Raw genomic sequence first — 12,343 nt, 5'->3', positions numbered from 1 at the left:
GTGTGGTAACTCCACCTTACCGATGAGCCCGGTGGCCACCGAGTTCGAAATCGCATGGGGTTGGGCATGCCCAACCCCATGCGATCACCTCAATCTACACCGGAAATTACACCACGAGCGCGGACGCTAACAGAATGCGGGCGTGGTGGCGCATCCCGAACCCCCTGTCGAGACCGGCCCGGAGGCTGGATATGACGAGCTTCCTAACAATGTGGAGCAGCTCAAGGCGATGGTGCTGGCCGAGCGCGCTCGCGCGGCACGGCTCGAACATATCCTCAAGCTGATCAACCGCTCGACCTTCGGCAAGCGTTCGGAAAAGCTGCCGGTCGATCAACTAGCCTTGACGCTGGAAGACCAGAACGTCGCGCTTGGTGAAGCCGATGGCTTGCAGGACAAGGCGGCCGAGGAGGCGGGACGTTACGGCCTCAGGCCGCGTCGCCGGCGGGCTCCAGATGCCGAACGCGCATCGCTGCCGGCCCATCTGCCGCGCTTCGAGACGGTGATCGAGCCCAAAAACCTGGAATGCGCCTGTGGCGGGACGCTGCACAAGATCGGCGAGGACCGTTCCGAACGGCTCGACATCATCCCGGCCCAGCATCGCGTGATGGTGACGATCCGCCCCCGCTATGCCTGCCGCTGCTGCAGCGACGGCGTTCGCCAAGCGTCGGCCCCGGCGCATGTAGTGCCGGGCGGCTTGCCGACCGAAGCGCTGATCGCCGATGTTCTGATCAACAAATATTGCGATCACCTGCCGCTCTATCGGCAATCGAAGATCTTCGCCCGGCAAGGCATCGAGATCAGCCGCGCCACTATGGCGAACTGGGTTGGTCGTGGCATCGCTGCGCTGATGCCCATCACCGACAGGATGCGCGCCGATGCGCTTGCCCGTGCCCGTCTGTTCGTCGACGAAACCACGGTCAAGGTGCTGGCGCCGGGAACGGGCAAGACGAAAACCGGCTATATGTGGGTCATAGTGTGCGACGATCGCGCTCATGGCGGCGTCGATCCGCCTCTGGCGCTATACACATATATGCCGGGACGCGGAAAAATGTGGGCCAAGCAGTTGCTCGGGTCATACCAGGGCATCCTGCAGGTTGATGCCTGGCAGGCCTATGACCAGTTCGGCAAGGACGATGGCGCCGACGCCGGCGTCACCAAGTCCTACTGCTGGGCTCATCTGCGGCGCGGGTTCGTCGATGCAGGCAGCGATGCTCCGGTCGCGCAGGACGCCTTGCAGCGCATTGCCGAGATCTATGGCATCGAAAAGGAAATCCGTGGGCGCACGGCCGAAGAACGCCTCGCTGTCAGGCAGGAGCGGACCCGTCCGCTGGTCGACAAGCTCCATGCCTGGTTCGCCGCCACCGCACCGCGCATGATGGCCGGATCGGCAACGAGCGATGCGATGAAATATGCGCTCAAGCGCTGGGCGGGCTTCACCCGGTTCCTCGATGACGGCAGGATCGAGATCGATAATAACGCCGCCGAACGGGCTATCAGGCCGGTGACTCTCCAAAGAAAAAATGCACTCTTCACCGGCCACCAGCTCGGTGCAGAAAACTGGGCGGCGATCTCCTCGCTGGTCGAAACCTGCAAGATGCTGGACATCAACCCCTACGCCTATCTCTGCGATGTCCTTACCCGGATCATCACCCGCGCGGATACCGATCCGATCGACGATCTGTTGCCCTACTGCTGGACCGATGCCAACGCCGCGCAAACCTCGTTCGAACTGAGCAGCATCGCAAGCGCCGCCTGATCGTTCAAATTACAGCCCCGTTCTCAAGGCCACGTGGGGGATTTTTACCGCTTACGATCAGCCAATAGTCTCCTCGTAAAGACGTCGCGCATCCTCCTCGGACATCGCTGGGGGCATGAGCAGATCCCTGCTCAAAGCCCGCTTTTGCTTGAGGAGCAGGTGCAGGCGATTGTCGAAGCTGTGTTCCTCACCACCTGGCAGCAATGCCATGGGCAAATAGACGTTTACCGGCCGCTGCTGGCCGATACGGTAGCATCGGTCGGTACTCTGGTCCTCAACAGCAGGGTTCCACCAGCGGGTAAGATGCACGACGTTATTGGCTGCTGTTAGGGTCAAACCGACACCGCCCGCCTTGGGCGACAGGATAATGAGATCGAAGCCTGTCGGCCCAGCTTGGAAAGCATCTACGCGCTCCTGGCGCTTGGGTCCGGCGACCTCGCCTGAGATGATCATGGGAGTGCGCGCTAGATCGTATCGTCGCTGAAGGACGCCGGCCAGATCGGCCTGAGCGGCGCGCATCTCGACGAACAAAAGCGCCTTCTCGCCTCGGTCCTTGATCTCGTCCAGAACCGACATGGTCGCCATCAGCCGCGCCGAGGAGCGAATATAATCCTCGTCCGAAGCAACCATTGACCGTTCCAATGGCGTCAACGACACCGCACGCATCGCTTGAAGTGCCTCAAGCATTTTCCCACGATCCGTGCGACGCCGCGCCTCAGCAACGACCGCCGAATAGGCATTTGCCTGCACGTCGGGCATTCGTTCGGCCCGAACGTGCTCCGTCTTGATGGGCAATCCCTCCAGCACCTCGTCCTTCATCCGGCGGAGCATCACCGCAGGTCGCTCCGGTCCGGGAACCGAAAGGGCTTCCTTCAACCGCTTGAGGTCATTCGGATCGGGCTGATCCTCATAGCGACGACTGAACTCTTTCAGCCCACCCAGTGCGCCCGGATGAAGAGTGTCCATCAAACACCAAAGGTCGGCCAATCGATTCTCTATCGGCGTTCCCGTCAGCGCCAGCGCGAACTCAGCTTGCATCGCTTTGGCCGCGTCTGTGATCTGCGTTCCCGGCGTCTTTATCTTCTGTATCTCATCGAAGACGATCACGCCGAAGCTGACCCGCCCGAAACTGTGCTGATAATCGCGCAATGTCTCATAGGTGGTGAGCACCCAATCTGCGGCCTCGATCCGATCGGTGTCGAGTACCGGCCTAGCAATATCCAGTTCCGATCCAGAACCTATGCGAAGGGCGCGGAGCGAGGGGCCATATGCCCGCAAAACGTTGCCCAGACCAGGCGTATCAAGATGGATATCGTGCTCCTTTTCCCAGTTGCGGAGCAGTCCGGTTGGCGCAACGATGAGCAAAGGGGCGCGTTTGATTTGCCCGCTTCGCATTCCCCCTCGTATCCACGCCAGGAAGGCCAGCGTCTGGAAGGTCTTGCCGAGCCCCATGTCGTCGGCGAGCAGCGCGCCAGTCCATCCCGCTTGCCAGCAACGCTGCAGCCAATCCAACCCTTCGCGCTGATGTTGCTTGGGTGAGGAGCGGAGTAAGCTCTCATGGAGCGTCGGCTCGATCCGCGGCGATCTCGGTGCTGGATCGCTGTTGAAGATGACTTCCTCAAAGTTGTTTCGGACGAGGAGGACATGCGGTTCGTTGCCGCCTTCCGTATCGCGCTTCAGTTCCTTCGCGTCGTCAATCTTTTCAGAACCAGCCCCGCCTTGCGGTTCGCCTCCCGCCAATGCCCGTTCGATCTCGACCAACGAGGCGAGGGATTGTTCCGTCGCTGGAATGGGAACGCCGTCGAAAAGGACCTCCGGACGGCCTTCGTCAATGGCGTGGCGAATCGCTGTCGCAAGCTCTGCCACCCGCTCAGCGGGGAGTTGCACAGGCGCGCCATCGACGATCAGGCCAACAGCTTCAGGCGGCAACCAAGGCTCGCGCGGCACCTGAACCCACGGCAACACCTTCTTCTGCCAAAGGCCAATTGCCTGGACCCGCTCGGAGAACTCACGCGTCTCTTTGAATAGCTCCTCGACAAGGTGCTCATCCATTTCCGCCCCGAGCGCCTCACGAAGATAACCCCTCGGATTGCGAACAAAATCGCGTGCGAGTTCGCCTCCCGCATGCTGCACTTGTCGAGTGACGCTCATGGCCCTGCGGAGGGGCGTAGAGAGAATGAGGAGCCATCCGTCCGGCAAGGCATAGCGGCCACGCGCGTCCGAGAACTGGCGGAAGCGCATCTCGGCGAAATATTTCTGTAACTGCTCGGGAAGCAGGGGTTCTGGTTCAGGCTCGGGCGCATCATCCTCGTCTGGGGAATCTGCGTCCGCACTCGATGCCGGAACAGCGCTCGTTGGCTTAGCCGCGAATAGCACAGGATCGAAATCGATTACGCCGTCATGCTCAAACGGTCGAAGCGTAAAGGCACCTGCGTGAGCGACACGGATCTGACGCAGGTAAGGCGAAGCGTCGATGGGACCGCGCTCAGCCATCGTGGGCAGTAGGTCCTGAATGTCTATCCAGACCGCCGCTCGACTATCTGGATCTGTCGCGGGCAATGCGTTGAAGCGGTCGATCGCGGAGGCGATCTCGAAAAGCTCCGAAGGAAGAAGATAGCGCCTGCCCCCAACGCTGATGAATGCTCCATCACGTTTGGCGCCGAGGACCGGTCGACCATCCAGATGATGCCAGCGATAATCGACCCTGAAATGATTACGATCGATGGTGTCTTGATGTTGAATGAACATCGTCATTGGCGGCGTATTTGGCAGCCCAATCGCCGCGCGCACGCCAGGCGATAGTGCTGCCGCCTCGCCGTGCGGCAGGTGAAGCTCGTCAGCCTGATTGAGGGCGACCTCATCCTCAACCAGTCCCCAAAGGACGCCGATTGCGGGAGCGAGAGAGGGCGCGGCGAGAGCCGGCCACTTCTCAACGTCGACGGGGCCGCTGAAATTCTTGCCGCTGACAACCACCCAGCCGCCCTGTGACACCCATTCCAAACTCAAGTCAGACATTCGGTCTCATCTCGTTCACGCCGATTCGCACGCCGATGCGAGTTGCTAACCAGTCGCTGAGTTCGCTCTGCCAGGCGTAGCTGGCGGTGCCGTCATGCCGCTGGTCATAGAGGCAGTCGGCGCGCACCTCATCGGCGTAGTAGTCTAACTCACCAATCGAAGGCGCGCGGACGTCGTCATGGGCCCAGACTCGGACCGAACCGGCGTGACTCCATTCCGCAACGATGTAGCTGCCGATGCGCATAAGCATGACGGACTGCTTCCGCTCGGCGCCGATCAGTCTCGCGTGCGCTGCCACCCGCCGCCGTTGCTCAGGGTGATCGGCAAGCCAATCTGCGGCTTGGCGTCCGAAAATTGGCCACGCATCGTCGATCACACCTCTGCGCTCCAATGCGAGCCAGAAAGCCTTTCGCCACCTCCAGATTGGATCGGCCGTTGCGCTGAGTATGTCGAAGAAAAGCTCGAGCGCCTTTCGCGCCAACCAACGAGTGATCGTCCGCCGGGCGTCATGGCTGATGTCGGCCCAACTCTTCGGATGACTCCGCGGGTCGCCGTACAGCTCATCGAAGAAGCTGACGAGCGCAACCTTAGCCTCGCCGTTGGCGAGATCCTTGGTGGCGAAAGGTGCAAGGAGCAGTTCGGCAAGCTCAACCCGCTCCTCGGGAAATCTCAAGGTCGTACCCGTCCGGAGAAAACCGAGAATGTTTCCGACAGTCGACCCAGCAAGCCGTGTATCCGTCGAGAGCTCTTGTGAAAGCCTGACCGCGAGCTCTCTCGCGAGAGGAGCGTGGACACCTGATTGCGCCAATAGCTCTGTCGTAAAGCCGAGATCACGCAGAAGGAGGCGAACGTCGCCTTCTCTATCGAGTGCGGCATTCACGAGTCGGCTTGGCAAGCCTTCCGCGTTGAAAAGCGCGACGGTGTGGGCGCGCTCGCGCCAACGCACGGCCCAAGCCGCGTCATGACGAAGCAGTTCCCGCTCGATGATGCGACCGGCGTTCGTCGTTGCGGTTTCCTCGGGCTCCCAGTCGCGAAGGTAGCTGTGGACAATCGCTTTCAAGAGCCGGGGTTGGCGCTCGGCCGTGAGCCGCTGATTGAGCCCGGTCGCAAACAGCTCCCAGTCCAGCAGCCGCGGCGTTCCCTGTAAGCAGATCCACGGGGCGAGCATCCAATCATCTCGCGCGGGTTCCCGGCCGCCTGCGAACCAAGCCGTAAATGCCTGGAAAGCGAGCAAAAGCTCCTCCTCCCCCGGACGCATTGGCATTTCGAACAGATCGGCAATTTTACGCGCCGCTGCGCGCATTTCTGACTGCACCGGCACGTGCTTGTGAAGGTCTAAGGCGAGAGAGGATAGCCCCTTCAGGCTTTGTAGCGTCGCTGCAAAGGAGCTCATTCGATCGCGCCCAGAAAGGAACCCACCGAGGAGGTCGCCTTGATATCCCCTTTGGTTGGCGGTGCTATCAGGAAGCGTACGTCGATTCGTCGATTGTGTGCACGTCCACCCTCGGACGTATTATCGGCGATCGGGCGCTGAGCTGCATAAGCGCTTACACCAAAAAGTGTCGCGCTGCCCGCAGCATTGCGGATTCTCTCGAGGCCTGGCGCTGCCTGCACCATCGACCTGTAGGTCTGGATCGATCGATCGGAGGACAGTGACCAGTTATCAGAATACCGTGCGTTGGCGATCGGGATGGTGTCGGTGTGCCCCTCCACATAAACCGCCTCCAGGATCGGCTCGGAGTCTTCAGGACAAGAATGGCCTACACGCCCGCTGCGCTGGCCGTAGCAGGGCAGTTCGCGAGCGAGAAGGCCGGCGAGGCTTGCAAGGGCGGCGCGGCCCCGCGCTCCCAAATCAGCAGATCCCGATGCGAAAAGCACTGTTTCAGGCAGATGCAGCACGCCGTTCTTCTCATCAATCTCGACCGGAACGTCAGCGCGTGCAAGTTCTCCCTGGAGCCGCCGCAGCAACCCCGTCCGTTGTTTCTCGCGTCCGCCAAGCTCATCCTCGAGACCTGCGATACGCTGGTTAAGTCGCGCCTCGGCGCTTTGATAATTTAGAGCAAAGATCATCAGGAGGATGATGAATACAAACAGCATGCCGATGAGCAGGTCGTTCAGTGAAACGAAGTAGCTCTCCTCTGCTTGCCCTTGATCAGGGGCGGCGATCCTGGTTCTGCGTGCCACGGTTGGTCAGGCCTGAATCATTCGGATGCTTCAGCGCGGTCAAACCCCGCTCGAGATACGATGTCGGCGAAAGCCTTGAAGTCGCCCTTTCTCGGCAGTTCGTTCAGGACCTGATCGAGCTGCTGCACAGCGGCACTGAGGCGTCCGGCCGCCTCGGCAAGCTCCTTATCTACCGCCTTCACAAATCCACTGGTCCGCTCACCGAAAGAGCCCAGACCCTCAAAGAGCTTCTGCATCGCCGCAGAAAGGGCGCTGTTTAGGGCGCCGAGATCTCGGTTGATCACGTCTACACGCCTGACCAGACCCTCAACAAGATCTACCGATCGCTCGTTGATGGCATCCGCTTGATCGGCGACCTCCTCCACCCGCTGAGCCACGCGCTCCAGCCCAGCTGAAAGAGTAGTCATCGTGGCGGCGAGGGCACCGAGCGCCTCTGCAGACTGGCCAGCTTTATCGACCTGGGCGACAAGGGTGCCTAGACCTTCCGTCACACCGCGCGCCGCCTCCAGCGCGCCTTCAAACTGTCGAGCTAGCGCGTCACTTGTCTGTGTAAGGCTGTTTGCCAACGCAGCGCTGCGTTCGGACACGGTAGTGAGCGAGCCAGCGCTTGCCTCAATCCGCTCTGCGGCTCCTCCTAACGATTGCGATAGGGCGACACCAGATTCGGCGATCCTAGCATCGAGGTTATCTACAGCGGCGACCATCGATGTTGACAATTCTGTCACGCCGGCCGCCATCACGTTCTTCAAATCGGTCCCGGCCACTTCAAGTTCATGTCTTATGACCTCGCCACTTGCCTCGACCTCGCCTGCAACCTTCCGCACGGCGTTAGTGATCGCCTCAGAAGACTGGAGGAGGGAAGCATCCAAATTCTCGCCCGCAGCGGCGAAGCTGGTGGCCAGCTCCTGCGACCCAGCCTGAATAGCGGCCATGAAGCTATCGCCTGCGGCCTCAATCTGGCCCGGAAGCTCCCCGATCGCACCTGCCGCTTTTTCGAGCATTTCCCCAAGGCGACGCGTGTGCTCCTCGGCAGCGCCGCTCAGTTCACCGGCGAATCTCTCCGCCATGCGTTCGAGGGCGGATTGATTGATGTCTCCCAGTCGACCGGCCATGTTTTCAATCGAGATCTGCACGGGCTCGAGCGCCGTCGAAAACGTCTTTGCCAGACGCTTGTCGAGTGCTTCGGCAATACTGACTGCGAGATCTTGGTTGAAGCGCTCGAGCTGCGTCGTCTGCCGGCCGAGCTCGGCATAGGAGTCAGCCGCGATCCGTTCGGAACTCAGTGGCAGCACCAGCTTTTCCAGCTCCCGGTTGATCCGCTCAATGTGCTGCTCTGTCACGTGCAGGCGGCGATTTTTCAGCCACGCGAATGTGAGTGATGCGGCGAGGGCTGTCACAGAAGTCAGAAACTTCGCCGCCGCAGCACCCAACAGCTGGCGCAGAGCGTGCTTGGAAGTCTCCAGATCTGCCTGGATGCCGTCTCGAGCGATGAAAAGGGCTGCAACCAGGCCGAGAAAAGTTGCGAGCAAACCCAGGCCGACGAGTTGATTCGGTACGCCCTCGAATGACCGCAAATCTATCCGTCCGTGCCGATAGAGACGGGGATTAAAAAACTCACTCGGCGGGAGACCGGACGCTACGCGGCCCGTTCGTTCGTTATAATGAAGATCGGCTACATAGCCGCGCCAGGCATGCCCGATAAAGCGGTCCTCGCCGAACTCCTCGCAAAGGCCCTCGACATCAGCGACGAACCTCACCCCATCGCCATCGTAGCTCGCAAGCCGGCTTCCAAACCGATCAAGCGCAGCGTCAAAAATATCCAGTTCGTCGCGACCGCGGATGTATCGCAGCGAAGCGTATATCAATATTGCGACGGAGAGAACGAGAGGGGTTGCTTCCCAGCCGAAGACAAGCGGGATCCCGTGCTCAATCGGCCACATAATCACACTGACAACGTTCACCCCGCACTACCCCCCGGATGCGATATTCTGATCGCTCCATCAATGTGGTAGCTATGCTTTTCCGAGTCAACGGATGACAGGCTGAACATCACTTGCTTCACGCGATCGAAGTATTGTTGGAAAGAGAAGGGCAGGTCGTAGACAAGGTCGAACGCCTCCCCCGGCGCATGCCAGACGGCTCTATCGGCGTTGAATATATGGGACTCGTCTATCCTTTCGCGCGCGCGGGCCGCGCATCACTCGACGGGAGGTGGTGCTATTCTTCCGAGGCACCCATCTGCCTGGATGAACTTGATGAGCCGCTGGATGACGACAAACGGTTTTGGACGATCGACCGCTCGGGTACCCGCCCCTACATCTTTATTAATGGTTCCGAAGCGCTTCTGGGCGAAACGCTCTCGAGCTTTGCGCGGGCAAAGATCCCGGTTGAACACCATGGGCCCTCATTCCGCGAGAGTGAGTCCGGACTTCTGCATGACTGGTTCGTAAGGCTCGAGCCCGCGACAGCACCAAGTGATTGGGAGCTAGCGCAGCTGCTCGCCGAAGTTTCGGAACCGCTCGTCAACTCCGATACCGGGTCGCCTGATCTGATGATTGCTCGGCTGCGGCGGGATCACGACCGCCTTGCCACTAAGCTGATAGCAGCTGAGCGCGAGCTAGCCGACACACTCTCTAACGCGGATGCGAATGAGGCCGAGCTTGCGCGAACCAGAGACGAAGCCGCCCGGAATGAGCGGAGATTGGAAACTGAGGCGGCGTTTCTTAGGGCTGGGCTGGAGGCAGTGCGATCGCGCGGCGCGGCTGACGATGCAGATGCCTTGAGGGACCTCCGCATCCGTATCGACTCGCTCTCGTCCGACCGAGATGATGCGCTCGTCGCTTGGACCCGGGCAGAGGAAGCTGCGGCGCAGCTACGTCTGCGCCTCGAGGCGGCGCAGGCAGAACTAGCGGAAGTCGCGGCTCGTCCGAGCGGTCCAACCTTCACAAGCAAACGACAGGGAAGGGCAGATGCCGAACTGCAGACGGTAATGAAGGCACTGCTGCCTAGTATAGCCTTTGTGCGAGGCTCTATCGATTTCATCTTGACCGAGGTCGAGGATCGTCGAGACCTATACGGTAAGCTCAGGCTCCTCGTCGACAATCCCGTGTCGGTTGGTGGCAAGCGAGTGCACGCGGTAGACGGCTGGCTGGAGGTCCACATGAGCACCGGCCGTGGCCGTGACGGAAGGCTTTATTATAAGAAGCGAGAGCACGGCTGGTCCGTGCTAGTGTCCGACAAAGCAGCTCAGGCGAATGATTTTCAATGGCTCAAGACACAGTGAACTATCCATCCCCATCTCACGCGCTACTCGTTACCAAGGATGAAGCGGAAGCGCTGCTTTCCGGGAAAGCTGGTGTTCTGCGGAGGCCTCGACCCACTGAACTCCGGATGCGTGTCGCGCTTCTGCGAACGGACGGTGTGCTGTTTGCGATGGGGCAGCTGACAGAGTCATCTGATGCTGCCCAGATCAGTGATGGCAGCCATTCGAGTGACTGGATGGTGCGAGACCTTGAACTTCTGCCGACCCCCGTCAGCCTTCCACCCGGTGATGGCCCTTTGTGGCGGCGGCTGAAGTCGATGGAACGAGACATACTGACCGGCAAGAGCCCTAAGGATCCGCTCAGCGAGCCCATCATTCAACACGACCGATACCTGCCGACCGAAATGGCGGGTTCGGCCAACGATACCTTGGAAACATTCGTCGACGGCAGCGGATGGCCAACTGACGCCCTTGTTCATCAAGCTGTCGACGATGCGATAACCGATCAAAGTCGGGACTGCCCCGCTAACGAAACTGAGGAGATGGGTGCATCCGGCGACAATACCGTCTCACCGCTCGGTAGTATCGCCACTACAAACCAACGGTCATATACTTTGGAGGGGGCACGCGACCGGGCGCTTGCGTTTGTGCCTTCGGGAATGATCGACATTGACGAAGCCTACCGGCTGCTAGTCCAGCTCAGGGACAAAGAGATCAAGCGAACCTTTCCCAATGTCCGACCAGAATTTGGCATCTTAAGACGGTCGATGCTTCAAGCGTTGCTCGATTCCGGTGTGGCGTCAAAAGCTGAATATGACCAGCTCATTCCGGCTGAACTCAAACGCATGACCGATCGTGGCCAGATCGAGACATACCTTGATACGTTGCTCAAGATTTTGAGCTGCGTATCGTGAAGCCCGCTCACAGCGCGGTCAATGAGGTGTCACCAGGCAGGAAGTCGAAAATCAGCTTTCTTAAATTGCCTTGGACATGATTTGTCTGGGTCGTCAAATCAACTAGCCCTAATGCGAGCATTTCTCGCCCTCCGGCTATGCCGAAGCGGTGGCTGAGGGTCGTTCCGTTCCCCTCAACAGCGGGATATAGCAGCATCAGGCGATCACACCGATAAAGCCGGGCATAGGCCATCATCTGATACACGTCGCCTTGCGCGACACCTCTCTTCGCTACCAATGGATCTGAAGAGAGGCACTTCCATTTCGTGTCGATGATCGCCAGATCCTTACCTCGACGACGGAGCGCATCGCATCATAGCGCTGCAGCAGATAGTTGAGGTCCATATATTCACCGCTGGCTGCGTCAGGCAGCAGCAGGTCATGACGCGATGCCTGGTGCCCGGCGGGCGTCAGCTTCGCCATAACCATGTCGGCTATTCCGGCACGATGGACATCCTGCTTGTAAAAGTAGCGGATATATTTGAAGCTCCCGTCCTTGGCAGGATCCAGCGGAAAGAAGGACAGGAACCCCGGTTGGTCGGCCGTGGCAGGCTTCGATTTGGCTTTGCTCATGCCGCCTCCTGCCACTGCGTGCTGGTCTGCCCCGCCAGCGAGAGGCCGGCCTCGAAACGCCGGGCGTCGGGGAAAGGCGCATGGGAGGAGAATTGCAGGCCGCGCCTGTGTGCCAGGATGAATGGCTGATCGGCATCATCGGGCGGGCAGAACCAGAAGCGATCCTCAAACCATGCGCGTTGATAGCCGGTGAACCACTGGTCGTCTTTGCAACGGTAAATGTCGTATTTCGCGACTGGACCAGAGAAGCGCGCGAGCAGCAGGTCCATACCATACGGCCTCGCGACCGCGCTGACGTCATTTAGCCCGATATTCGGCCCGGTCCGGGTCCCGACGATCAGGAGATTGGCGCCCTCCAGCAGCACGGCATGCTGCGTGTCCGGGAAGCGCCGCTCCGGGCTGAAGTCGACCGGCCCGCCAATATCTGCCGCCAGCATCATGATGGCGCGATGGGTTGCAGCTTTGATCCACGGCAAGCCGTTCGCGCTCCCGAAGGAGCGCGGTGTAACATTATTCTGCATTTGTAAGACTTTCGCGTTGAGGGCGCGCGGCAGCCGAGCGGTGCCGCGCCTTGCCCCTTTTTCATTCCATTTTTGCTCA

Annotated in this window: 10 protein-coding genes; 3 read left to right on the top strand and 7 right to left on the bottom strand. The window is 60.0% G+C overall.

All coding sequences use genetic code 11. The annotated features are described in order from the left end of the window. The first annotated feature begins 229 nt into the window (after positions 1–229). On the top strand, positions 230–1,756 hold the full coding sequence (gene tnpC / locus AC13EK_RS03460; protein ID WP_051184112.1) for an IS66 family transposase: 1,527 nt from the start codon (positions 230–232) through the stop codon (positions 1,754–1,756). A gap of 57 nt (positions 1,757–1,813) precedes the next feature. On the opposite strand, the gene AC13EK_RS03455 is transcribed toward tnpC, so the two are convergent. The 4 genes from AC13EK_RS03455 to AC13EK_RS03440 are packed head-to-tail and all read right to left on the bottom strand — an operon-like array spanning position 1,814 to position 8,916. Beyond that, positions 1,814–4,771 (bottom strand): DEAD/DEAH box helicase, encoded by a 2,958-nt coding sequence (locus tag AC13EK_RS03455; protein WP_069335804.1) that lies wholly within the window; start codon positions 4,769–4,771, stop codon positions 1,814–1,816. Continuing rightward, positions 4,764–6,164 carry an EH signature domain-containing protein gene (locus tag AC13EK_RS03450; protein WP_069335805.1) on the bottom strand — a complete coding sequence of 467 codons (1,401 nt, stop codon included), beginning with the start codon at positions 6,162–6,164 and terminating at the stop codon, positions 4,764–4,766. Before AC13EK_RS03450 ends, AC13EK_RS03455 begins: the two co-directional genes overlap by 8 nt. Continuing rightward, positions 6,161–6,955, bottom strand: a complete 795-nt coding sequence (locus tag AC13EK_RS03445; RefSeq protein WP_069335806.1) for an OmpA/MotB family protein — start codon at positions 6,953–6,955, stop codon at positions 6,161–6,163. Before AC13EK_RS03445 ends, AC13EK_RS03450 begins: the two co-directional genes overlap by 4 nt. 17 nt (positions 6,956–6,972) lie before the next feature. Next, complete coding sequence (locus AC13EK_RS03440) at positions 6,973–8,916, bottom strand: hypothetical protein (protein WP_139149917.1); 1,944 nt, start codon at positions 8,914–8,916, stop codon at positions 6,973–6,975. 92 nt (positions 8,917–9,008) lie between these two features. Here AC13EK_RS03440 and AC13EK_RS03435 point away from each other — a divergent pair, with 92 nt between their 5' ends. Next, positions 9,009–10,238: a hypothetical protein gene (locus AC13EK_RS03435; RefSeq protein ID WP_069335808.1), complete on the top strand. Its 1,230-nt coding sequence runs from the start codon at positions 9,009–9,011 to the stop codon at positions 10,236–10,238. Between the two features lie 107 nt (positions 10,239–10,345). Further along, a complete protein-coding gene (locus tag AC13EK_RS03430; protein ID WP_069335809.1) occupies positions 10,346–11,131 on the top strand; it encodes a hypothetical protein in 786 nt (261 codons plus the stop codon). Between the two features lie 7 nt (positions 11,132–11,138). Here AC13EK_RS03430 and AC13EK_RS03425 read toward each other — a convergent pair whose 3' ends face one another. The 3 genes from AC13EK_RS03425 to AC13EK_RS03415 all read right to left on the bottom strand — a co-directional run. Continuing rightward, complete coding sequence (locus AC13EK_RS03425) at positions 11,139–11,444, bottom strand: 5-methylcytosine restriction system specificity protein McrC (RefSeq protein WP_483022030.1); 306 nt, start codon at positions 11,442–11,444, stop codon at positions 11,139–11,141. Next, positions 11,402–11,743 carry a hypothetical protein gene (locus AC13EK_RS03420; protein ID WP_483022029.1) on the bottom strand — a complete coding sequence of 114 codons (342 nt, stop codon included), beginning with the start codon at positions 11,741–11,743 and terminating at the stop codon, positions 11,402–11,404. Before AC13EK_RS03420 ends, AC13EK_RS03425 begins: the two co-directional genes overlap by 43 nt. Beyond that, positions 11,740–12,343: hypothetical protein (locus tag AC13EK_RS03415; protein WP_483022028.1), on the bottom strand; the 604-nt coding region annotated here is incomplete at its 5' end. The genes AC13EK_RS03415 and AC13EK_RS03420, both read right to left, overlap by 4 nt.

It is taken from the genome of Sphingobium sp. L-44 (assembly GCF_056859495.1).
The sequence above is the reverse complement of the archived record's forward strand: the minus strand, read 5'-3'. Positions and strand labels throughout refer to the sequence as shown.

Bases quoted from the DNA above. Each gene is read 5' to 3' on its own strand.
- tnpC (WP_051184112.1), top strand. From the start codon at position 230: ATGGTGCTGGCCGAGCGCGCTCGCGCGGCACGGCTCGAACATATCCTC.
- AC13EK_RS03455 (WP_069335804.1), bottom strand. From the start codon at position 4,771: ATGTCTGACTTGAGTTTGGAATGGGTGTCACAGGGCGGCTGGGTGGTT.
- AC13EK_RS03450 (WP_069335805.1), bottom strand. From the start codon at position 6,164: ATGAGCTCCTTTGCAGCGACGCTACAAAGCCTGAAGGGGCTATCCTCT.
- AC13EK_RS03430 (WP_069335809.1), top strand. From the start codon at position 10,346: ATGCGTGTCGCGCTTCTGCGAACGGACGGTGTGCTGTTTGCGATGGGG.
- AC13EK_RS03420 (WP_483022029.1), bottom strand. From the start codon at position 11,743: ATGAGCAAAGCCAAATCGAAGCCTGCCACGGCCGACCAACCGGGGTTC.